A 22,979-nucleotide genomic window follows, 5' to 3' on the forward strand; every position below is an offset into this window, starting at 1 on the left:
CCTCTACTTAGCATCTGGAATTACTGCGAAAGCACGAACCGGAAAACCCGGTGCCTTCTCAGCTTTGGGTACGGAAATAAAAATATAAGCGCCTGTTGCTGGTACCAAATCCAAATTATCCAGCAGTTCCACTTGATAATGACCATGGGACAGCACGTAATACTCACCAACAAGACCATTTTCTTGCTTAACAGCGGTATCCGTATCAAACGTTTCGTGGCCATTAGCTGTGACATGCCGCTGCTCGTAAATGAATTTCAAGGCTTCTAAATCCCAGCCGGGGTAATGTGCCTGATTGTGGCCGTCTAAATTTTCAAATTTGTCTTGACTAGGCCAACGTTTACTCCAATCAGTCCGCAACGCCACAAAGGAGTTTGCCGGAATCTTTCCGTGCTTCTTCTCCCAATTCTGAATGTCTGCCACGCTCAACGAGGTATCCGGACTTTTAGCTACCGCTGCTGAACGATCAATCACAACCAACGGGAGCACCAACTGTTTAAGCTCTAAATCCTCCACATATTTTTCCTGATGGGCATCAAAGTGAATGGGTGGGTCAATGTGGGTACCGAACTGGCCAGGAAATGTATACTGCTTGACGAAGAAACCATCGGCATGGGTAAAAATGGTCTTAAATTCTGGTTTCGCAAATGAGGGGAATCTTGGACTATCCGGCCCAAAAGTGTGGGTCAAATCAACCCAGTCGTAGGATTTTAGCTGCTCAATTGTTTGAGCGACAGGTGAAGTTACGGGTTCAACAGTTACGGGTTCACTAATTTTTGTAGTCATAATTTAGTCCTCCAATAATAATTGTTTCGAATACAAAACGTATCGTCATCAAGCTTCGTCTCGGTTTCAACATAATAACTTCATCAGTCCTTACTGGTGAAGTCTAGCTTCGGCGTACGAACTTTAAAAAACTTGGTCTTGATGATCAGAATAATCAATCCAATAATTAGCCAAGTAGCCCCCACTAATTTGGCATCAGCTGACAGGCTTAAGAAAATCCAGGCACTGACTCCAAAACCAATCAGCGGCGAAATACAATGTTTCAGTAGATCAGCAACCGTTTGATGATGTCCGGTGATATAAAATTTCCAAATAACAGATAAATTGAGAATCATAAAACCAAACAAAGCGCCAAAGCTAACGAGATTAGACACCATGTCTTGGGACAATGCCAACGATAGAATTAAGGACACAACACCGACCAAAACGATGGCGACAACTGGTGTTTTATATCGCTTATGTAGCTTGGCTAGTGACGATGGCAATACGCCGTCCCGTCCCATTGCATAAAGGATTCGTGAAACTGCGGTCTGCCCTTCTTGACCACTGGCAAAGCCAAAAGATAAAATAATCGTGATGTCAGCCAACTTAACTAACCAAGTTCCTCCAACCCGATCAAGAATACCTAAGAAGGCTGTATTGGGATTCAAATTCTGATAGTCTGGAGCGACAAACCCCGCCAGCACTGTGATGAAAACAAAGAGTAACCCAATGCTAACAATTGATAAAATAATTGCCCGACCAACCGAATGATAAGGATTTTCTGCTTCTTCAGATAACGTGCTCACCGCATCAAATCCTAAATAGCTCACGATTACAATTCCAGTAGCTTGAAGCACTCCTTGAAAGTTAAAGTGTTCTGGATTATAGAAAGCCACAACGTTAGGATGAATCGTGCCCTGAATCAACGCCGTAATTGTTCCAACCACGAAAGCTAATAGAACAAACGCCTGGAGGGCAATCAGTGCCCAGCTAATCTTGGTCACGATGTTTACGCCTAAAATATTAACTGTAGTGTTAAAGAGCACCAGAGCAACGATCCATATCCATCCCGGAATACCAGGTAGAAGAGACTTGCCAAATGACTGTGTAATCAAATAAGTAATCGTGGGAATTAGCAGATAGTCAAGAACAATCCCCCAACCACTAATAAATCCTAACCCAGCGGTCGTTCCCTGTTGAACATAGGTATAAACGGAACCCGAAAAAGGATATCGCCCGGCCATTGTGGCGTAACTAAATCCCGTAAATAGCATCGCAATCATCCCCACCAAATAGGCCAAGGAAACCATACCGTTAGCTGGTGTCAGAAACGAACCATAGAAGGCTAATGGTGCGACAGGAATCATGAAGGTTATCCCGTAAATAACTAAATCCTTAGTCGACAAACTAACTTTTAATTCTGAAGTGGTACTTTCCATATCGTCATCTTCTTATGCAAATTATTTATACTGGCTGGCCGTTACATGAGCCAGCACAATTCTCTTCGAGCGGTTGCCAATCCGCATGTCACCTTGCTGATCACTGCAGTTGACCAGCAAAACGTCCAATTGTTTCGACAAAAAAATTCGCCCCTTAAACGTTGTTAACACAACGATTAAGGGGCGAATTGTCGCTTTACCACCCTTTGTTCACGCCAATCACTTGACGCCTCAACGGTACACTATGATACCAGGGATGGTAACGGATCCTTCCGTGGTACTAGCTTGCACTAACACCGGTCATTTCGAAGTTCATCTTCACCACGTTTTTTCTTGCCCGTTCACACCATCGGGGGCTCTCTTAAAAGAACGACGCTTGGCTACTCTTCTTCTCGCGACTTTTTCGAATTTATTTTTATAAATCACTGCGCAATGATTCAATACGTTAAATCATAATGAGTATCAGTCTCATTGTCAAGTATATTTTCACATTATATTTTAATTTAGCATCACAACTAGTAAACTGAAAATCCGGATTCACCCATACTGGTTTATAGAGTCCGCAACTTCCATGCCAACGTCATCCAAATAGGCTTACTCCGCAAACAGCGTCAACAAGTCTTCCTGCCGCAGATTGGCCTTGGCCGCGCCGCGCACGTCTAGCTTGATCTGGCCGTATTGAACCATGACCAAGCGATTGCCATACTTCAGGGCATCACTCATCTTGTGAGTAATCATCATGGTGGTCAACCGGTTCTTGGTCACAATGGTCTGGGTCAGCGCCATGACTTTTTGGCTGGTCCGGGGGTCGAGTGCCGCCGTGTGTTCATCCAATAAGAGCAATTCCGGTTGGCTCAACGTGGCCATCAAGAGTGACAGTGCCTGCCGTTGCCCACCCGATAAATACTTCACTTGGGTGGTCAACCGATCCTCTAGGCCCATATTCAATGGTCGCAGTAAGTCCTGATAGGCGGCCATTTGCCCGTGATGACGATAACGTTTCAAGCTCATACTACCGGTATGCTGGGCGGCTAGCGTCAGGTTCTCCGCCACGCTGAGCTCCCCCGCCGTGCCCATCTTAGGGTCCTGGAAGACCCGCGACAACCAGCGCGAACGGTAGGCGATCGGCTTACGTGTGATCCGGTGTCCCGCCAGTGTCAGCTCACCCGCATCTGCCGGCAGCGTTCCGGCAATCGTATTGAGGAGCGTGGACTTTCCGGCGCCATTATTTCCAATCACGGCGACGAAATCTCCCGGTTCAATCGTCAGGTTGACGTCCTTTAAGACGTGACGCTCATTTGCCGTCCCGGGAAAGAAGACCTTCTGGAGATGCTTGACGCTTAAGACTGCTGGTTTCTGTGGCATTCGAATCGACTCCAATCTGTTTGAGATAACGTTTCAGTTGCTGCTTCGTTTGATATTTTTGCCGTAATAGGGGTAAGCAAATCACGACGACCAGGATACCGGCGGACAGAATCTTCAGGTCATCGACTGGGAAACCGAGGCCCATCGCTACCGTGAGTAAGAACCGGTAAATGATGGCACCCACGACCATCGCCGACAGCCGAACCCACATTTGACGACCGCGCAGGAAGATCTCCCCCACCAACACGGAGGCCAGACCAATCACGATGGTCCCAATCCCCATGCCGATGTCGGCATACCCGTTGCTCTGCGCAATCAGCGCCCCCGACAAGGCGATGCACCCGTTAGAAACCATGTAGCCAATAATCACCATGCGATCGGTGTAAATACCGTTGGCGGCACTCATCGCCGAATTATTTCCCGTTGCCATCAGAGACAGGCCCAGCCGCGTTTTGAAGAGCCAGACCAGCAATGCCATAACCACGCCGGTAATCACGACGCCGACCACGATGGTTTGCAAATCTACCGACCAACCGGCAGGTAAATAACTCGTCAGGACCCGTTGATTCAACAGGGGCACGTTAGACTTGCCCATCACGTGCATGTTGACCGAGTACAGACCGGTCATCGTTAGGATTCCAGCAAGTAATGACGGCATCCGTAGCTTGGTATCCAGCACGCCGGTCACCCACCCGGCCAGGCAACCAGCGACGAACCCCAGCAGGCTAGCCACCAGTGCCGACTGCCCACTGACCATGGCGCTGACCGTGACGGCCGCCCCCAGTGGGAAACTCCCCTCTGTCGTCAGATCGGGAATATCTAAGATACGAAATGTAATGAAAACACCGATGGCAAGGGGCGCCCACAGGAGGCCCTGCCCGATACTCGTGATTAACATAGCCATTCTCCTTCTTTCTAAGGTTCTTGAATCTGGCTGGCCTTCAGCCCAATGGCCTTGGCATTTGCCTGGTTAATGTACATGTGTAGCTTCTTCGAGGTTTGAACGGCGAGGTTCTGGGGCTTCTTGCCCTTTTCCAAAACATCGTAGGCCATCTTCCCCGTTTGCTTGCCTAAATCGTAGTAGTTGATGCCGTAGGTGGCGGTACCGCCGTCCTGAGCCATTTCAATCGATCCGGTAACGACCGGTAACTTCGCGGTCTTAGCCTTCTGACCGATCGTCTTCATTGCGCTGGCCATCAAGTTGTCCGTTGGTAAGTACAGTCCCGAAATCTTACCCTCTAAGCCGGCCAACACGCTGGTCACATCGTTGGTACTCGTGGCACTGACGACTTTTAGACTAAGGTTGTGCTTCTTGGCGTAGGCCTTGGCTAACTTCACCTGAAGAACGGAATTCTCTTCGGATGAGTTGTACATGATACCCAAGGGCTTGTTACCCTTACGCATGCTGGCAAGGAGCTTTAGTTGCAGACCCACCGGCGTTAAATCACTGGTCCCACTGACGTTGGTCTTCGGTTGACTGTCGGACTTGACCAAGCCCGCGGCCTTCAGATCCGTGACGGCCGTTACCAACGTTGGCGTGGTCGTGGTCTTCTTGGCCAACGCCTGAGCGGCCGGCGTAGCAATTCCCAACAATAAATCATTCTTTTGCTGAACCAGCTGCTGGCTCATGGTATTCAGGTTGGACTGATCCCCCTGCGCATTCAGATAGTGATACTTGACCTTCACGGACTTGTTGTGCGCCTTCAATTCATGATTCAGTCCGGCCTTGAAGCCTTGCCGCGCCTCGTCGAGTGACCCGTGTTGAACGACCTGTAAGATCCCCACGTTAAGTGTACTTTTGCTGCTAGCCGCAGACTTGCTGGAACAACCGGCTAACGTTAAACCCAAGCCGAGTAATGCAATACTGGTTAATAATAATTTTTTCATGATGACGACCTCCAGAGTTTGATCGGTCCTGTTGACCGAATTTGATGGTGCTGTTTTATTGGTGGTTCAAGTTTCAGAAAAAGTTTGGATTTTTGATAAGTAATCCGTTTGACCCACCAGTCGTGCTGGCAGGTCAGCCCACAGATTGATTCAACGTGACGTTTGCTTAGTCCGCGCATTTAGCCCGTTTTCCTCATCCAACGCGTCCGCTGGATGAGGATCTGAATTTCTCTTTAGAACCGCTCCGGATCGGTTCTAAGTGGCTAATGCTTTACGTTGGCTTGAGGTTTGCTCTCCATAGGGAGACTGCGGAAACTTGCGGCCTTCGAAACGCTCGACTTCACGCTCTAAACAAAAAACACCAGACAGATTCTAAGTAGAATCTACCTGGTGTTATCGGGCCCGATATTATTTCTCCAGATAGATTATACCCGTATCTATCTGGCGCTTAAGTCATGTTGAAAAACTTTAGCTATTCGATAGATACAAACGCAGTTGTGCGGCGCGTTCGTATCCAACGAGGTGAATACAAACGCTATCTAAAGAAAAAGCTAAAGGCAAATTGGCTATTCAAATGAGTGAGGTTATTTTGCTTCATGAGTGAAGTTCCTTTCATTTATCAATTTACATGTATAAGTAAACCATTAAAAAATAGCCGTGTCAACCCTATTTTTTTAATCTAATTCTCATCATCAACAGTTAAGCTCCGAAAGTCTTGGGACCACGCCATCCCCATCGCCCCGTCGCCCACGTGCACGCCGAAGCTGGGTCCAATCAACGCGACGTCAAATTTCACCGTGGGAAAACGCTCCTGCGCCGCGGACAACCAACGTTGCGTGGCTTCCGGTTGGTCGGCGTTAAGAATTGTCGCCTTGACCGGAACCGTGGCGGTGAGGTCCTGCGCCAAATCATCGAGAAAGTCGCCGCGGGCCCCCCGCCAACGCAGGGTGCTACCGGCATATCGCATTTTACCTGACGGATCGAAAGCCAAGATGGGCTTGCCCGCGTGGAGGGGCGTACTGCCGGGGCCGCGGCTAGGATTGACTTCCCCGGTCCGCAACAGGGGCTTGATGGAATCCACCACGAAAATACTGTGGATGGTCTGCCGCAACAAGGAGAGCTGATCAAAGACCGCTTGGACGGTGGCCCCCTGCTTCACCAAGGCGGCCGCCAGCCGCACCTGATCGCCCATCACCGTCAGAATTCCTCGCGAATCCCACGGCCACACGTGAATGGTTTGAATGCTCTCGGCAAAGGCCGCCAACGTGTTGACAAAACCAGAGATACCCAGCGACGGTCCAATGACGATGACATCGGTGTAGCCCTGCTTCACCAGCGCATCACATGCCGCCTGAATCGTCTTCATCGAGAGTTGAGGCGCGGTCGGCACCACCTTTTTCGTCTTGGCTAACCGCATCAATCGGTAATAATCCGCCGTCGATAGATCTTGATATTCATGATATTGGCGGTTGCCGAACATTATCGGTTCCGGCAATAGTGTAATCTGTCGCTGCTCAGCTTCGATAAAGTCGATGCCCGCTGAGGTATCCGTCATAACTGCAATTTTCATCTTTTTTAGGCAACCCCCTTGAGGTTCACGTCCCGCTAGCGATGACACCCCATCTCTAGCGCTTCACTTAATTACCCTACAGTATACCAAAGTCCCTCACCAGTCACCAAAAAATTCCGTTACCGGCCGCACCGTATCCCAGAAGGCCGTCATTTTCCGAAGAACGGCACCGTTTTCGTTGCGGAAAAAATGAAAATAAGGTTGACGCTTTTTCAGCAATGCCGTACACTAAAATTATTCGAAAACGGAAGGAAGGAAAGTTAGATGCTACTGTCTCGTATTCAACTTAATGGACGTTGGCAAAGCCGGTAATCAAGTCGTCATCGCTGTAGATGCGACTTGAGCTCCCAGAGCGATTTTCGCATCTGCGCCGGCTAACTTTCTGATGCAATAGCCCGCACGGATGTCTTCTATCCGGTTTTGCGGGCCTTTTTCTTGGGCACCCAGCCGGACTGGGTGCTCTTTTTGTTTAAAGAGTGTGGCGCAAGGCTTCTGTCCTGCACCGCACGTTTCCGCTATGTTGCCGTCAAAAAACTATCTACATAAACTAGCACATCAAAAACACTTAGAGAATTGAGGTTGATTGTAGCATGAAAAGATTGTACGGACTCATCGCCATTCTGGTAATTTTTCTCGGCTTTGCCTTCGTCAAGGAAAGTCACCAAGAAGCGGCCACGACCAAGGCGGTGCCGACCGTGGGGATTTTACAACTGTTATCCCATCCGGCACTCGACGCCATTCACAAGGGAATTATCCACGGACTTGCCGAGGAGGGCTACCACGTGGGCAAGAACGTGAAGATTGATTTTCAAAACGCCGAAAATGACCAAAGTAATCTGAAGACCATGAGCGCGCGCTTCGTCAATGAAGACGCCGATGCCATGATTGGGATTGCCACCCCCGCCGCTCAGGCTTTAGCCAACGCCAGCTCCACCACACCCATCGTGCTGGGGGCCATCACCGACCCCAAGGGCGCTCACCTGGTGAAGAGCAACACGCATCCCGGCAATAACGTGACCGGCGTTTCCGACCAAGCTCCCCTAGCTTCACAGCTGAAATTGATTCAACAGATCATGCCCGATATGAAGACACTGGGAATTATTTATACCTCATCTGATGACTCGGCCACCGCCCAGTACCACCAATTTGCGGCGCTCTGCAAGCGAGAACACGTCCGGCTCAAAGCCTACTCCATCGCCAACACCAACGACTTAAACCAAGTCAGTCAACAGATGGTCAGCCAAGTCGATGCCGTTTACGTGCCGACCGATAACACCGTCGCTAGTGCCATGCAAACATTGGTAGCCACCGCAACGGCCAAGAAGGTCCCTGTCTTCCCCGCCGTCGATACCATGGTGAAGGCCGGGGGCTTGGCCACGCTCAGTATCAACCAATATAAGTTGGGCGTGACAACTGGGAAGATGACCGCCGCCATTCTCAAGGGCAAGAAGCCTGCGGACACCCCTATTCACTTCGTTCGCAAGGGTGAAATGACGATTAATTTGAAGACGGCCAAGAAGCTCGGGCTCACGTTGCCCGCTTCGGTCGTGAAAGAAGCCAAACAACACGGGGAGGTATACCGCTAATGAGTTTATTCGTATCCGCAATTGGACAGGGCCTGCTCTGGGCCGTCTTAGGGGTGGGCTTATTCCTCACCTTTAGAATCTTGGACTTTGCCGACATGACCGTTGAAGGCACATTCCCACTGGGCGCCGCAACCGCCGTAGCCGCCATCAGTAACGGGATGAATCCCGTGCTGGCCACGCTATTGGCGTTTGCCGTTGGCGCCATCGCCGGATTGATTACTGGCCTGCTCTACACCAAGGGTCACATTCCCATCCTGTTGGCCGGTATCCTGGTCATGACCGCCTGCTACTCCGTTAACTTGCGGATTATGGGTCGAGCCAACGTTTCACTACTCGGTAAATCCACGTTATTCAAGAACCATTTTCTCGCATCACTCCCGCAATACTTCGACAGTGTCTTCCTAGGCACGCTGATCATGGTGGTCATCACCGGACTGGTCATCTACTTCTTACAAACGCAACTGGGACAAGGTTTCATTGCGACCGGAGACAACCAGACCATGGCCCGGTCGCTGGGTATCAACACCGATAACATGAAGATTATGGGGCTGATGGTCTCCAATGGCTTGATTGCCTTTGGGGGTGCCCTGGTCGCCCAAAATAACGGGTACGCCGATGTCAACATGGGGATTGGGATCATCGTTATCGCGCTGGCTTCCATCATTATTGGGGAAGTGGCCTTCGGGGATTTAACGCTGAATCAACGGCTCGTGGCGGTCACGCTGGGGAGTATCCTCTACCGGTTCGTCCTGTTGATCGTCCTCAAGCTCGGCTTCAGCGCCAACGACCTCAACCTGATCTCCTCGATTATCCTGGCGCTCTGCATGATGTTGCCGGTCTTCAAGAAGACGCTGAACTTCAAGCATATTTTGAAACGGGGGCTGGATACCAATGACTAAACCATTACTCGAACTAAAAAATGTCGTCCTCAAGGTCAACCGCAACACGCCCGAGGAAATTATGATTCTCGACCACCTGAACCTGACCATCAACGCCGGTGATTTCATCACGGTGTTGGGCTCTAATGGGGCCGGGAAATCCACGCTGTTCAACGCTATCGGGGGCGACCTCAGTATCGACAGCGGCCAGATTCTCCTCAACGGCAAGGACATCTCCCACGAATCCGTGGAGAAACGGACGCGCTTCCTCGCCCGGGTCTTCCAGGACCCCAAGCTGGGCACGGCTCCCCGAATGAACGTGGCCGAAAATCTTCTGTTGGCCGAACGCCGCGGACAGCGCCGAACGCTGGCACCCCGTCACCTCAATAAGCAACTCGACCGCTACAAAGAAATCACGGCCACCATGCACAACGGGTTGGACGAACGGCTGACCACGGCGACCGGGAACCTCTCCGGGGGCCAACGCCAAGCCCTGAGCTTCCTGATGGCGACGCTTAAACGACCGGAAATTCTCCTCTTGGATGAACATACCGCCGCCCTCGATCCTCAGACCAGTCAGGATCTCATGCATCTTACCAACGAACGGGTCCAAGAAGAACAGTTGACTTGTCTGATGATTACCCACCACTTGGAAGATGCCCTGACCTACGGAAACCGTCTGATCGTGCTCCACCACGGCAAGGTCACCTTCGATGTGGCCGGCGCTGAGAAAAAGGCCCTGACGACTGAGAAGCTCTACAGTTTCTTCGCCGAGATTGAATAGGAGGCCGCCCATGGAATGCGTCATTTCAAATGCCCCCTTTAACCGTGCCGCCGCGTTATCTCTACGCCAAACCATCTTCGTTACCGAACGCGGCATCCCCCGCGATGTTGAGTTCGACGACCGCGACACCGGCGACCGGATCTACGTCACGCTGTATCAGGACGCCACTCATCCCGTGGCCACGTTACGCTTGGAGCCGCAATCACCAGCAGAGATGCGCTTCGGGCGGGTCTGTACCCGGCAAGATTTGCGCGGTCAAGGTCTGGGTAGTCGCCTACTCACGGCGGCCGAGGACTGGTCGCGTACTCATGGCTACCGCACCGGCGTCATTCACGGTGAGGTCAGCGCGCAGGGGTTTTACGAACATTGCGGCTACGTTGTGGCAGCCGGGCCCTTCGATGAAGATGGTGCGCCGGTCGTGGTGTTGCATAAGGATCTTTAAAGATTGAAATGAGGGTTCACCCCATGACAACTGATGTTTTTGACCGGTCCACGTGCTACCAAGATTGCCCGTAAAGTAACGAGAAGAAGACCGGACAACTCACCACCAGCCAGAGATTCCACCACGAAAAGACCAGCGCCCACACGTCGGTCGACATCAACTAAAAATGCCGTTCACCTCTTGATAGTGTGAACGGCATTGCTTTACCTTAATTTTGTTCGTACGTCTTAATCAACCCTTGGGTTCCATCGTCGCCCAGGCCAAAGTCATCCACCATGGCTTCATAGAGCAACTTGGCCTGCTTGGTCGCCGGTAAATCCAGCTTCATTCGGTCGGCCTCCTGCAAGGCAATCCGCAGGTCTTTAAGGAAGTGTTTGGCGAAAAATCCCGGCGTGTAATCGCCCTTCAGAATGCGCGGCACGTAATTATCCATGCTCCAATTGTCGGCGCCACCACTACTCAGCGTGGCCAGAACCTGCGGCAGATCAAGTCCTGCCGCCTTGGCGTAGACCAGCATTTCGGTCAACCCGGTCATGGTCCCCGCAATCATAATCTGATTGGCCATCTTAGTGTGCTGTCCCTTGCCGGCTTCACCAAAGTAGTTCACGCGTTGCCCAATCTGTTCGAAGATCGGCAGGATCTGGTCGTAGGCGGCGCGATCGCCACCCACCATCACGGTTAACGTGGCATTCTTGGCCCCGACATCCCCGCCGGAAACGGGGGCATCCAACGCTTGGATGTGGTGTTCGTGTGCCAGTCCAGTTAATTTAACAGCCAGCGCCGGCGTGCTCGTGGTCATATCCACGATAATGCTGCCCGCCTGAATCCCGGCAAAGACACCATGCTCGCCGGTGTAAACGGCCTCCACATCACTGGGATAGCCGACCATGGTCATCACCAGTTTAGCCTGCTGAGCCACGGTCTGGGGCGAATCCGCCCACGTGGCCCCGGCATCCAGAACGCGCTGGGCGTGAGCCTTGGTCCGGTTATACACCACGACCGTGTTGCCCGCCTTCAACAAGTTTGTCACGATACCAGTCCCCATCACGCCAGTTCCGATAAATCCAATTTGCATAAAACGCGACCTCCTTCATCCATTTGAGTCTTATGGTACCACGTTGCTCTCCAGATAACGCGGAAAGTCTTCGCCGACCACCTGTTTCCCAAAGAACGGGACCACCAAACGGCTAGCTGGTCACAAAATTGTTGACATCGCCAAACCGCAAGCCCAGGGGCCCCTCACCCGGACTATTCGCTGCGCCTATAAACGAGTTCACGGTTAATTCGATTTTTTCCCAAATCTCCCAAAAACGTGCAACAAAAGGCCATCAATTTACATTAGTAATAAGTAGATGGTCCTTGAGCTGATGTTTTCGTAATTTTTGGTTAGTCGACCGTCGATAGGGCTATTCATTGAAGGTTGAAAGTTTGCGAATACGCGCCAGCTTCCAACTGACAGAGCTTATCGTCATTAAACGAATCATCAACGCCCGCCCTGCGGCTGCGTCAACTGCCAAAGAGATAACAAAAAGGCGCTGACCCGCAGGCCAACCCCCTTAGATTTACGATTCAGTTGATTTCGATGTCTCTTTATTTTTAGTTGCTTGCTTAGTCGGTTGCCGGCGTTTGCGAATCACGTGAATGATCAACGTGAGCACGATTGCCCCCAACACGACGATCCCAAAGTCCGTCGCCGGGATTTCAATGTCGATAGCGGGAATCGAGACGAAGAGCTTCACGGCAATCAGGCCAATCAGAATGTAAGCCATCGGCTCGAGCTCCGGAATTCGCCGCATGAGTTTCATGATGACTTCGGCGACCCCCCGCATGGCCAGGATCCCAATCAATCCCCCGATCAACACGATCACGGGATTGCTGGAGATGGCCAGTGAGGCCAAAACAGAGTCCACGGAAAAGATGATGTCCATCATTTCAATCTGGAGCACTACGGACCAGAACAACGGTAAGATACGCTTCTTCCGGTCCTTCACCAACTTGCGGGTGTGCTTAACCCGCGTCTTGGTGAAATACTGAAAGACCAGAAAGACCAGATACAAGGCCCCAATGACCTTGATTTCCCAGAAATTAATCAGATATGTTCCCAGCCCAATAATGATAAACCGGAAAATGTAGGCGCCCCAGATACCGTAAAACAGAGATTCTTCCTGTTGTTTACGCGTCGGTAATGATTGTGTCTGGGCGGCCAAAACCACGGCATTATCCACGGAAAGTAGGCACTCAATCAGCACCAGCGAAAAGATAATCAACCAGTCATTGCCCGAGGTAACGACCGTTTCCCAATTGTGAAGATCAAAGAAAGGCCCATAGAGTTGGCCTAGAAAGTGTAACAACGGTGTCTTCAGCTCCTCATACGTTATTGTTCATGCGATTATAAACATATTTTTATCTGGATAAGTTTACCACACTCCCTTTAAACTTGCGACTGTTTTATCTAGTGTGCCCCACAACTACTCATGCTGTTAGTTAGCTCACTCAATCCGTTCACCAAATAAAAGATTGAAAATATGGCCGAGCCGCGTTACCATGTAACTGGCTTTGGAGAAACTTAAATCAACTTTAAGGGAATGGATGATGATTTTGAAGAAATTTGTGACAATTTTGGGGGTCACGCTCGCTTGTGCACTCGCTGGTGGCCTATCGACGATTTCCGCCAATGCCAGCAGCTATCTGGGCATCAAGAGCACTCAAAACACCAGTTACAACGCACGCTTTGTGAATCAAAGCAGCCGTAATGACGGAATTTATTATTACGCCCCGTATTACACGCAACGGTCGGCCAAGACGCGCGATGCCAGTGGTAAGAACTGGGAACACCGCTTCGTCAAGGTTAGCCAAATTGCCACGTTATCTAACGGGGTACAATTTGCGAAGTTTTCCTGGTACGGCGACACCATCGGCTGGGTAGACGTCCGCGCGCTAGAGAAGTTCAGTCGAAGTCAAAATGCAAAGGTTCTCTTGAACAATGCCCACTTCCAAGGGAGTGCGATGCTCTTCAATAACTTTGCGACTGGCGCGAGCCACGTCAACGTTGGTTACGCGGATGCGGCCACCAAGACGCTGAATTCGTCGTCGACCATTTACCCCATCGCTTCTCTACAGAAGGTCATGACGGGGGCCATCATTGAGCAGTTGGCTGGTCAAGGCAAACTTTCGCTGAACAATAAGCTCAGTCGTTACTACCCTGGCGTCAAGAACAGTAGTCAGATTACGTTACGGCAACTGTTAAATCAGCGCTCCGGCATCGACATGTCCGAGTCCACGCCATCAACCTTGTTGACGACGCAATCCGCCGAAATCAACTATACGCTAAATCAGCTTAAAGTTGGCAAGAGTGGTGGCTTTAACTACACCAACGCTAACTTTACCCTGTTGGCCGGGATTGCCTCTAAGGTGACCGGTCAAACGTATGACCAGTTGGTTCAAAAACGGATCATCGCGCCACTAAACCTCAAGCACACCTATGCTTGGGATAACCTGCCCAAGAGCGGCACCGTGGCGAACGGTTACAGTTACGCCAACGGCAAGAGTAATAATATCGACAACGCCTCACGGAATCTTGTGTCTTCCCTCTTAGGCGCCGGCAATTACTACTCCACGCCAGCCGACTATTACGCGATTCAAAAGGGTCTACGTAACGGTAAGATCCTGACGACCAATCAGTATTACGATTTGGCCAACGATTATAAGTTAACTTATGGCGGTGGCTTGTACCATTACACGGGCACCATGAAACGGGTCCGTGGCACCCTGAGCGGCGCGGGTTACGAAACCGTGCTGTACGGGTCCGAAGGCAACAAGTCCGGGGTTATCCTCTTCGCCAACCAAGCACCAACGACGGCAATGGACAGCCTCGCCAAGACGCTCTATGATCTGGCACGCTACTATAATGAAAACTAATCCTGACCGACCGCAGCTCTAGTCGGCAGGCATCTTGCTCGACTAAAACGAGACGGCACCAGCGCACTTGCCGGTACCGTCTCGTTTTGATTTACATATCGCTTTTCGTGTTCGTTAGTGGTTAACAACGACTTTCGCATAGGGCCGCCTTACCGTTCGCTATCTGTCAACGATCGCGGCTGCCAGAGATTCCGCCTGCTATGGGGACCGGCGCAAGCCAAAGAGCGGTCTTGCGTCTCGCCTTGAAGCCTCGCCAAAACCGCGAGTCTCCAAGCGCGTCCAGTGACGTAACCTGGCTAAAAAAGCGCCAGCTAACGTCACACCCACGGCTGGCTCCATCTCCGGCCTCCTCCAGCTAAATTTCTAACCGAACGACTAACCCACACGCGACCCGTACGACATACGCCTAAGAAGTAAGCATTGGTTGGCGTACATCTAGCCGAGAGTGAGCCAAATCTGGGCTCAGCCGGGGCCTTTACTGGTGAATGGGCGACTTGGAAACGCCGAATTCTGGCGGTTTCAAGCGAGGGACAAGACCGCTCCTCAGGCTTGGCCCGGTCCTTTCCCCAGCGTTCCAGCCCAGATTTGGCGAGCGGTAAGGCGGCGGTCATCATCCAATCCTGATCCTAACGACCTAAGTGTCGTACTGGTTGAGGTTGTAGGTGGCGATGAGGTTGGTTAGCTTCTTGGCGTAGCTGGGATCCGTTGCGTAGCCATTCTCCTGCAACAACTTAGCCGCCGTCTCATAGTCGGTCACCGTCTGCTTGAAGTAGCTGCGTTTGAGCAACGCATCGTGGTCCAAGATGGCCGCGGTGAGGTTCGGATAGTCCCGGAAATTGGCATGCACGGAAATTTTCTTATTATTCACATATTCATTGGTCAGGAAAGACTTGGTCCGCCCCTCATAACTGCCCTTCACCCCAAAGGGATTGTTGGCCTGCAAGAAGAGCTGCGACGTCCCCCAGCTCGATTCCAGAATAGCCTGAGCAATCACGATGCTGGGTAGCACCTGACCGTTTTGACGATAAACGCGGACGGCTGGTTTGGCCATCTTCTTGATAAATTTCTTTTGGGCCGCGGATTCGTTATCGGTCGAGCTAGTCGCTGTCTGTTCAATACGTTGCGACTGAATGACCGTCTTGATTTTGCCGCGGACTAACAGCCCGCCACCCAGTACCAAGAGGACCATGACGAAGATCCAGGTGGCGGTGGCAGGGTTGTGATTTGATTTCCTTTTCGTTCTTCGACGCTTGGGCACCCGGATTCCTCCAATCTCGGTTATAATGTTCTCAATTATAACGAGTTTTTTTTTAGATAGAATTAATTATCCAAAGCCTCAACAAAACTTAAACTTTACATCGAAAGGAGATCATCATGCTACTAAGCGCCAGCATTGTTCTGATTTGTCTCGTCATTTTACTAACCATCTGGGACCCACACGGCCTAACCAGCGCGGTGGTCACCATTCTGAGTGGCGGTTTGATTACGCTCATGGCCACCCTCTCACAACGACCGTGGGCGCCGCTGATTGCCGATACTGGCCGCTTCATTATTGCGATCATTGGCTGCTGGGGACTCTTCACCCTGCTGCTCATCATCGGCTCGCCCCGACTCATCGTCCGTAAGCGTGAACACTTAGCCTGGGGCCTCATCGCCGGCATCTGGGTCTGGTTGTTTCTAGGTGTCGCCTGGATCTACGCGGTCGGCCACGGTGCTTTCAACGATACTATCTGGCCCTGGCTCAGCTTCATCCCCGCATTTAGCCTCTACCTTGGCATCTTCTTCGCCGCGGGGCTCGTTGGTTACCTCCGCGTGGTGTGCTTGCGCGCCCGGCACGCCGACACACTGGTAGTTCTGGGCGCTGGCCTGATCAATGGTGATCAGATTGGCCGGGTCCTCGGCGCCCGATTGGATACCGCTCTGGCCTTCGCTAAACGTCAGGATCACCCCGTCACCCTAATCGTCACTGGTGGTCAGGGACCGGATGAGTCGCTAAGCGAGGCCGCCGCCATGGCCGACTACCTCACGCGACGTGGCTACCCCGCCGCACGCATCATTCAAGAGACCGCCGCGACCAACACGCGGACCAATCTCATCAACAGCCAGAAGCTCTGGTGGCGTCTGCCCAATCAGGGCGGCCATGTGGTCCTGATAACCAATGGCTACCACCTTTTTCGAACTCGGTTATTGGCTCACCAATTGGGCATTCACGCCGGCGGTTATCCCGCCCCGACGCGGCCCGGCTACATCGTTGTCGGCTGGGCCCGCGAATTTCTAGCCCTCATCATGCTTCACCCACGCCTGCATCGTGGCGTATTAATTGGTCTGATTGCGACGAACGTGCTGTGGATGCTGCCCTAAACAAAAAACGGCAGCGCGGGCCGAGACCCCTGCTACCGGCTTTGACTTAATTTAAGGCGGTCACGGTTAATTGATTGGCCACGTTGTAAAATTTAGGCTTGGTCCACGCCAACATGTCCGGCGTTAATTTCAACTGCACCACATCCAGGCGGTTGTAGGGTTGAAAATAGTACGTCAACGACTCGCTACACGTCGCCGCCCGGTAAACGGAATAGGTCGGCCGGTACTGATGACTCTTGGGAACCGCCACGCTATCCAGCAGATGCCAGGCGCTAACAATGCCCGCCCGTTCATCGGCAGGCAAGTCGGCGCGTTCCTTGTAATAGGCGGCCCGGACGAAACGACCACCCGGCGTATAGGAACCACTCGGCACGGGTTTACCGGAGAAACGACCGGTGGTGACCCGCGGAGCGTTCAGCGGCACCGTGCCCTTCTCAAAGTCGTCGGTGTAGTTGACGTACTGCCCCAACCGTTCAAGCTGCAACTCAAAGTCTTTACTGTTGGTCACAACGCCCAGCGGATTCTCGCGTACACGCATCGGAAAATGCGTGGGTTCAATCACCACGGTGCGCCCCGTCCGATCGACCACCGCAAAGTGGAGTTCGGAATCACCAATATTATTGACGGCATAGGCGCCACTCATCAGTTGAACCTCGTCTAGATGGGCCTCGATGTCGGCGACGGAGGCGTAATTGGCCAGCAGATAAAAGGAGAATTCGTACGGGGCCAAATGAACCTGTCCCGGCGTGGGCCGTTCCACCAGCTGAGAACCATTGGCAAACGTCAGCTTCTGTACGCTCAACCCCATCTCATTAACCCCGTCGGACACGTCGATCTCGTGGTGGTGAGCACCGCCGCCCCCAATCATGGCGTAGCGGTTGGTGTGCCAATGATTGTCGAAGACACTCTGCCACTGGTAGCCACGGGGCACGAATAACGGCTGCACGTAGAGCGCGTGCCAGTCCATGGTGCGCGCCAGGATATGGCTACCGTCCTTGGCAATTTGTAAAATACTGGTACACATGGCAAACGCCCTCCTTTGTTGCTCATTGCATAGTTCTGATGCTTCAATGCCTAGTGTGATCGCCTGCGGTTGCCAAAAGTTCTACCGGATATCACGCGTACCAGCAGGTCCATCATCCAAAACACGATTAATCTAGTTAATTAAGTTTACGTGAAAACTACCGAATCCGCAATTAAAGTGGTTTCGGGGTACCCGCATCTTCGAGAAAGGCCTGAAAACGCCGGTCAATCTCCCGTTGACGGGCCGTGACCGTTTTTCCTGGTTCGGCAACGGTCGCTGTAATCTGAAGATAGGCAAACATGACCTGGCTTTCGTCGAGGTGGTATTGTGCCGCTAATCGTGTGGCCAACGCGAATCGTTCGTTCGTCAGCATCGCGGCGTAGGGACTGTGGTAGGCTTGATGGTGCTTCGTCATTTTTTCACGTTCTTTCTTTTAGTTAGTACGAGGTCTTCTACTTTACCCGCTTTATTCTCAGTGTCAACGAAAGGGTTTCTTAAACTTTCTTAAATAACGCCGAAAACGGCCCGAATTTCCCCCAATATGGTAAAATTGAGAGTGAACTGCACCCTGCTTGCACGGCGGGAAATTGATTAGATAGAGAGGACTCAGATTACATATGCGAGAACGGATAAGAAAGCTTCACCACAACCGGATTTTTGCACTCGTATTCTGGTTAGTCGTGGTCTTTGCGGCCATCGTCACCTTGCCAAATGTTAAGACCATCATTCAATATGATGGGCAGCCACAATTGGCGAATACGAGTCAACCCGTTAAGGCGACCCAGCTTAAGAATAATTGGGGTCGGAATCTAAACGGAACATACACCGTCAACGCGGTCTTTAACAACCCCGACGGTGCCCTCACCAACAAGCAACTCGCCTCAGTCAATAAGACTGTCTCCGATTTGCAGAAACGGTCCAGCTACTACGGTGTGCAAAAGATCACGACTATGACCAACACACCAACGAGCCGTACCCAACTCCTTTCCAAGGATAAATCTACGGAAATTGTTCAGCTGGAGGTTAGCCACAATCAAGGTACCGTGCGGCAAATCACCTCCCAGTTGAAGTCACAAATCTCAACGGTCGGCTTGAACACCTACGTGACGAGTCCCGAGATTATTAGTGATGCCGCCAACGAACACATTTCGTCGTTCACCCTGATCGTCATTTTGATGACCATGCTGATTGCGTTAATTGCCATGGGGATTTTATTCGCTTCAATCATCGCCCCAATCATCACATTTTTAGCTATTTTAATTAGTTATATTGCGACGCTCTCTCTGGCAACTAACCTGGCCTACCACTGGAACTTCGCGTATTCCGAATATACGCCGATCTTCCTCTTACTTGGAATCAGTCTATTCACGTTACTGACCAGCTTCTGGTTCTTCCGGGAACTACGGAACCTGACCGATGACGGGGCCGACAGCCAAGCGGCGACGTCAAAAGTCGTCAATGACTTGGGCTACCGCATCCTCATCAGTACGCTGAGTTTGACCATTGCCTTTGGAAGTCTAATGCTCTTTGACTTCTCAACCATTCGGGCATTTGGCCTGCTGGGGATTGGCTTTGCCATCACCGGAATTGCCAGCGTAACTTTGGTTCCTGTCTTCACGGGAATGCTCGGTACCAGCCTCTTCTGGCCTAAGAAGACGCGGCCACGGTTGAAAGATCACAAGCTCTGGTTCCATTTGACCAAATTCGGTCTCTGGCAACCTTGGATTGCGGTCGCCGTCGTCTTGTACCTCATCGTCCCCGTCGTCTTTGCCAATCGGACCAACCTCAACTACGACAACGCTCAAGATATTCCGAACAATCAAGCCGTGCAGGGTGCTCGGGTATTAAGTGCACACTTTGGTCAAGGGAAAGCAACGCCAGTCACGCTGTACATCTCAACCAATCAACGCCTCGACAATCAAAATCAACTCTATCAACTGGATAACCTGACAAAGAAACTGCAAGCCCAACCGGGTGTTGCCGCTGTCACCTCCGTTACCCAGCCTGGTGGTCAACCGATCACGCAGTACTACGTGTCTAACCAACTGAGTTCCCTCAACGAAAACATTACGGGAATTGTCGGTCAGTTAGGGACTGTGCGCAACGATCTGCAGTCCGACAAGACGAACCTGAAACAGGCGACCTTGAAGTCTGAGGTCAAACGGCTTAACAAGTTGACCACCCAGACGACTTCTTTGATGAGCGACAGCAATGTCCTGCAATCATCACTGCAAGCCGCACTCAGCCGGTCAACGGCCGCTGGCACCACCAGTACGTCCAAGCGCATCACGCGGTACATCAACCAGTTGAACGCCGTGAATACGGAGTTGAACACCGCGGTTAACGATTTAACCAACATCTCCAATTCTGTAGGTACGGTCAATACCGGTGTGACGACTGCTCACTCCAGCCTCAGCAACTACGCAGAAGCCATCAAGGCCGTTAGCGACAACCTGAAGACGTCTAAGAAACAGGTTGCCAGCATGCAAACATCCATGAACAAGATTTACCTGTACCTCAGTGGCTTACAGTCTTCCGAAGCCGCCAAGTCCCTGTACTTGTCGCCTACCCAGATTGCCAGTGGTGATTTCCAACAATCCCTGACGAACTACACGGACGCCAAGGTACAGACGACCTACTTAACGATTACGTTAAAGCAGGCGCCAAACGCGAAGACAACCACCCAAACGCTGAATCAATTGAAGCAAGTCGCCAAGAGTCAATTGCGCGGTACGGTATTGAACAATGCCACGTTAACTTTCAGTGGTCAGCCCGTCGTTGCTAGCACCATTCAAACGCAATACCAACACGACTTACCTCGCGTCTTGCTCCTAGTCTTCGGCATTACGTTGTTACTCCTGGTCCTGTTCAGTCGCTCCCTGCTCCAAGCGGGCTACTGGTTCTTAACGTTCCTGGCCTCCGCCGCCGCAGGTTACCAGCTGACCCAACTCATCATGGGTTGGATCACGGGTAACAGTGAATTCAACTGGCAAGTTCCTCTGTTGGCCTTCATCCCATTAACCGTCCTCGCAGTGGTCGAGTTAACGCAGTTAGCCTTGAGCTACCGCCTCAACGATGGCCCTCTGCTCGACTGGTTATTGCCGGGCATCAACGAAGTAGGCCAGACCATGCGTCACTCCCTGTTCATCATCATCGCCGGGGTTCTCGGGCTCTTAGCCGCCGAATCACAGACGTTGACTGCAGTGACGCTGATCACGATCTTCACGGCCATCATCTTCAACTTAGCCTTGCCACTCATGGCCTCGTCCTTCGGCAAGCTTTCCGTTATCATTCCGGCCCAAAAGCCGATGCAATTCCGGAAACGCAAGCGGTCAACCCGCAAGCCAAAGACCCGTGCAGCTAAGCGGCGTGAAGACACCACCGATAAAAAGTAAATGTTACGCAAAAGGCAGCTCTCGCGAAAAGTGAGGGCTGCCTTTTTGAAATCGTATTGAACTGATCGCCTTACCGCTCGCAAGATATGAGCTGAAACGTGGCGGCTAGGTCATTACCCCTTCGCCGGCGTCGTGCGATGAAACACCCGCCAACCGGTAATCACGCTGGCGACCAGACAGATGGCTAGCGAGACCATGAACGCCACGTGCATCCCGGCGATGAAGATGTCCGGATGCGCTGGTAAATACGCCGTGACCTTGTGGCCCGCGTAATGGCCCATCGCTGAGAACAACACGGTCGTGGCAACCGAGATGCCGACGATCATCCCCATCTCGCGCGCCAATGCGTTGACCCCACCGGCCACGCCGAGATCTTTCATAGGCACTGAGCTCATGACAATCGAGTTATTCGGCGCCATGAAGACCCCGTTACCGAAGCCCACCAGACCGACGAAGAACATGAAGAGCCACAGCGGTGTTGCCAGATTGGCCAACATGTAGCCTACCTGACTGATGGAAATCAGGAGCAACCCGACGAACGTCAGAATTTCCGGTCCAATCTTATCCGAAATGCTTCCGGCAATCGGCGCCACGACGACCTGCACGATGGGAAAGGTCATCAGCGCATACCCGGCGTAATTGGCGGGCATATTGCGGGCGTTTTCCAGATAGAACGGCGCAATCACGTTGAAGAAGAAGTTGGCCACAAAGATCAGAAAGGCACAGAGAATGCTGACGGAGAAGCGTTTATTTTCAAATAAATGGAGGGCCAGAATCGGCTGGTCCAACCGCAACTCCAGCCGGACGAAAACGACTGTGACAACTGCGGCGATGATAAATAGCCCCAGAATCGCAGGCTGGGCAAAGCCAATCTCTTGCCCAATGAAGACGCCGGCGAAGAGCGTGACCATCATCACGGCAAACAACGTGGCCCCGGCCTTGTCGATCGGTTGTTGACTGACGGTAATGTCTCGCGGCAAGATACGTTGCCCCAGCAAAAAGGCCGCGATACCAATCGGCACGTTGATCCAGAAGATATACCCCCAGCTCAAGTGGGCCAGAATCAAACCACCGACGCCGGGTCCCGCAATGCTTCCCAACGCGACAAACGATCCAATCATTCCGAGCGCCCGACCGCGTTCGTTAAATGGAAAGACCTCCGTGATGATACCGCTATTGGTCGCCATGGTCATGGCAGCGCCAACGGCCTGAAGCGCCCGCGCCACCAGCAGAAAGGCCAGGCCAAGGCTGAATCCACAGAGCAAGGAACCGATCGTAAATAGAACGGACCCTATTTTAAAAATCCGAATCTTCCCACAGGTGTCTCCCAGCTTTCCGAACAAGAGGAGCAACGCGCAAATCACAATTAAATAAATGGACACCACCCACTCCGCTTGGTTCATCGGAATGGCTAAGTCCCGACTAATGACGGGTAAGGCAATGTTCACGATGCTCGCGTCCAAGGTGGACATAAAGGTGAAGAGACAGACCGCCACTAGAATCCACCAACGATGCTTTTGAATCTGCGGATCGTCCGCAAAACGTTTCACTTTCATCTGCTC

19 protein-coding genes are annotated in these 22,979 nt (G+C 51.8%); 7 read left to right on the forward strand and 12 right to left on the reverse strand.

The window, feature by feature from the left end:
• Positions 1–3 precede the first annotated feature (3 nt).
• From KB236_06730 to KB236_06755, 6 genes are all read right to left on the reverse strand, one after another.
• Positions 4–786: a cyclase family protein gene (locus KB236_06730; protein UIF28249.1), complete on the reverse strand. Its 783-nt coding sequence runs from the start codon at positions 784–786 to the stop codon at positions 4–6.
• Positions 787–869: 83 nt separating this feature from the next.
• Complete coding sequence (locus tag KB236_06735; protein UIF28250.1) at positions 870–2,207, reverse strand: APC family permease; 1,338 nt, start codon at positions 2,205–2,207, stop codon at positions 870–872.
• 594 nt (positions 2,208–2,801) lie between these two features.
• Positions 2,802–3,572: an ATP-binding cassette domain-containing protein gene (locus tag KB236_06740; protein UIF28251.1), complete on the reverse strand. Its 771-nt coding sequence runs from the start codon at positions 3,570–3,572 to the stop codon at positions 2,802–2,804.
• Entirely contained in the window at positions 3,502–4,470 is a 969-nt protein-coding gene (locus KB236_06745) for an ABC transporter permease (protein ID UIF28252.1), read from the reverse strand. Before KB236_06745 ends, KB236_06740 begins: the two co-directional genes overlap by 71 nt.
• A 17-nt stretch (positions 4,471–4,487) precedes the next feature.
• Positions 4,488–5,459, reverse strand: coding sequence for an ABC transporter substrate-binding protein (locus KB236_06750; protein ID UIF28253.1), 972 nt, complete (start codon positions 5,457–5,459; stop codon positions 4,488–4,490).
• Positions 5,460–6,138: 679 nt separating this feature from the next.
• Positions 6,139–7,029: a DegV family EDD domain-containing protein gene (locus KB236_06755; GenBank protein UIF28254.1), complete on the reverse strand. Its 891-nt coding sequence runs from the start codon at positions 7,027–7,029 to the stop codon at positions 6,139–6,141.
• Positions 7,030–7,619: 590 nt separating this feature from the next.
• Between KB236_06755 and KB236_06760 the strand changes: the two genes are divergently transcribed.
• The 4 genes from KB236_06760 to KB236_06775 are packed head-to-tail and all read left to right on the forward strand — an operon-like array spanning position 7,620 to position 10,719.
• Positions 7,620–8,615 (forward strand): ABC transporter substrate-binding protein, encoded by a 996-nt coding sequence (locus KB236_06760; GenBank protein ID UIF28255.1) that lies wholly within the window; start codon positions 7,620–7,622, stop codon positions 8,613–8,615.
• Positions 8,615–9,514, forward strand: coding sequence for an ABC transporter permease (locus tag KB236_06765; protein UIF28256.1), 900 nt, complete (start codon positions 8,615–8,617; stop codon positions 9,512–9,514). Before KB236_06760 ends, KB236_06765 begins: the two co-directional genes overlap by 1 nt.
• Positions 9,507–10,277, forward strand: coding sequence for an ATP-binding cassette domain-containing protein (locus tag KB236_06770; GenBank protein UIF28257.1), 771 nt, complete (start codon positions 9,507–9,509; stop codon positions 10,275–10,277). Before KB236_06765 ends, KB236_06770 begins: the two co-directional genes overlap by 8 nt.
• 10 nt (positions 10,278–10,287) lie before the next feature.
• Complete coding sequence (locus KB236_06775) at positions 10,288–10,719, forward strand: GNAT family N-acetyltransferase (protein ID UIF28258.1); 432 nt, start codon at positions 10,288–10,290, stop codon at positions 10,717–10,719.
• Between the two features lie 208 nt (positions 10,720–10,927).
• On the opposite strand, the gene KB236_06780 is transcribed toward KB236_06775, so the two are convergent.
• A complete protein-coding gene (locus KB236_06780) occupies positions 10,928–11,794 on the reverse strand; it encodes an NAD(P)-dependent oxidoreductase (GenBank protein UIF28259.1) in 867 nt (288 codons plus the stop codon).
• A 487-nt stretch (positions 11,795–12,281) separates the two neighbouring features.
• Positions 12,282–13,070: a TerC family protein gene (locus KB236_06785; GenBank protein ID UIF28260.1), complete on the reverse strand. Its 789-nt coding sequence runs from the start codon at positions 13,068–13,070 to the stop codon at positions 12,282–12,284.
• A 241-nt stretch (positions 13,071–13,311) separates the two neighbouring features.
• Between KB236_06785 and KB236_06790 the strand changes: the two genes are divergently transcribed.
• Complete coding sequence (locus KB236_06790; protein UIF30316.1) at positions 13,312–14,637, forward strand: class A beta-lactamase-related serine hydrolase; 1,326 nt, start codon at positions 13,312–13,314, stop codon at positions 14,635–14,637.
• A 634-nt stretch (positions 14,638–15,271) separates the two neighbouring features.
• Here the strand turns inward: KB236_06790 and KB236_06795 are convergent.
• Positions 15,272–15,895 (reverse strand): glucosaminidase domain-containing protein, encoded by a 624-nt coding sequence (locus tag KB236_06795; protein ID UIF28261.1) that lies wholly within the window; start codon positions 15,893–15,895, stop codon positions 15,272–15,274.
• Between the two features lie 116 nt (positions 15,896–16,011).
• Between KB236_06795 and KB236_06800 the strand changes: the two genes are divergently transcribed.
• Complete coding sequence (locus KB236_06800) at positions 16,012–16,998, forward strand: YdcF family protein (protein UIF28262.1); 987 nt, start codon at positions 16,012–16,014, stop codon at positions 16,996–16,998.
• Between the two features lie 46 nt (positions 16,999–17,044).
• On the opposite strand, the gene KB236_06805 is transcribed toward KB236_06800, so the two are convergent.
• The gene (locus tag KB236_06805) at positions 17,045–18,022 is read right to left on the reverse strand and encodes a linear amide C-N hydrolase (protein ID UIF28263.1); all 978 of its coding nucleotides are present in this window, start codon (positions 18,020–18,022) and stop codon (positions 17,045–17,047) included.
• Positions 18,023–18,194: 172 nt separating this feature from the next.
• The gene (locus KB236_06810) at positions 18,195–18,437 is read right to left on the reverse strand and encodes a hypothetical protein (GenBank protein ID UIF28264.1); all 243 of its coding nucleotides are present in this window, start codon (positions 18,435–18,437) and stop codon (positions 18,195–18,197) included.
• 202 nt (positions 18,438–18,639) lie between these two features.
• Here KB236_06810 and KB236_06815 point away from each other — a divergent pair, with 202 nt between their 5' ends.
• Positions 18,640–21,417, forward strand: coding sequence for an MMPL family transporter (locus KB236_06815; protein ID UIF28265.1), 2,778 nt, complete (start codon positions 18,640–18,642; stop codon positions 21,415–21,417).
• A gap of 113 nt (positions 21,418–21,530) precedes the next feature.
• Here the strand turns inward: KB236_06815 and KB236_06820 are convergent, their stop codons facing one another.
• A complete protein-coding gene (locus KB236_06820; protein UIF28266.1) occupies positions 21,531–22,973 on the reverse strand; it encodes an MFS transporter in 1,443 nt (480 codons plus the stop codon).
• Positions 22,974–22,979: the final 6 nt, after the last annotated feature.

This window comes from Levilactobacillus brevis (assembly GCA_021383565.1).
GTDB classification, from domain to species: domain Bacteria; phylum Bacillota; class Bacilli; order Lactobacillales; family Lactobacillaceae; genus Levilactobacillus; species Levilactobacillus brevis_B.

Coding starts and splice junctions, on each gene's coding strand:
- KB236_06745 (UIF28252.1), bottom strand. CDS start 4,470: ATGTTAATCACGAGTATCGGGCAGGGCCTCCTGTGGGCGCCCCTTGCC.
- KB236_06760 (UIF28255.1), top strand. CDS start 7,620: ATGAAAAGATTGTACGGACTCATCGCCATTCTGGTAATTTTTCTCGGC.
- KB236_06735 (UIF28250.1), bottom strand. CDS start 2,207: ATGGAAAGTACCACTTCAGAATTAAAAGTTAGTTTGTCGACTAAGGAT.
- KB236_06815 (UIF28265.1), top strand. CDS start 18,640: ATGCGAGAACGGATAAGAAAGCTTCACCACAACCGGATTTTTGCACTC.
- KB236_06770 (UIF28257.1), top strand. CDS start 9,507: ATGACTAAACCATTACTCGAACTAAAAAATGTCGTCCTCAAGGTCAAC.
- KB236_06790 (UIF30316.1), top strand. CDS start 13,312: ATGATTTTGAAGAAATTTGTGACAATTTTGGGGGTCACGCTCGCTTGT.
- KB236_06740 (UIF28251.1), bottom strand. CDS start 3,572: ATGCCACAGAAACCAGCAGTCTTAAGCGTCAAGCATCTCCAGAAGGTC.
- KB236_06730 (UIF28249.1), bottom strand. CDS start 786: ATGACTACAAAAATTAGTGAACCCGTAACTGTTGAACCCGTAACTTCA.
- KB236_06800 (UIF28262.1), top strand. CDS start 16,012: ATGCTACTAAGCGCCAGCATTGTTCTGATTTGTCTCGTCATTTTACTA.
- KB236_06750 (UIF28253.1), bottom strand. CDS start 5,459: ATGAAAAAATTATTATTAACCAGTATTGCATTACTCGGCTTGGGTTTA.
- KB236_06810 (UIF28264.1), bottom strand. CDS start 18,437: ATGACGAAGCACCATCAAGCCTACCACAGTCCCTACGCCGCGATGCTG.
- KB236_06755 (UIF28254.1), bottom strand. CDS start 7,029: ATGAAAATTGCAGTTATGACGGATACCTCAGCGGGCATCGACTTTATC.
- KB236_06780 (UIF28259.1), bottom strand. CDS start 11,794: ATGCAAATTGGATTTATCGGAACTGGCGTGATGGGGACTGGTATCGTG.
- KB236_06775 (UIF28258.1), top strand. CDS start 10,288: ATGGAATGCGTCATTTCAAATGCCCCCTTTAACCGTGCCGCCGCGTTA.
- KB236_06805 (UIF28263.1), bottom strand. CDS start 18,022: ATGTGTACCAGTATTTTACAAATTGCCAAGGACGGTAGCCATATCCTG.
- KB236_06765 (UIF28256.1), top strand. CDS start 8,615: ATGAGTTTATTCGTATCCGCAATTGGACAGGGCCTGCTCTGGGCCGTC.
- KB236_06820 (UIF28266.1), bottom strand. CDS start 22,973: ATGAAAGTGAAACGTTTTGCGGACGATCCGCAGATTCAAAAGCATCGT.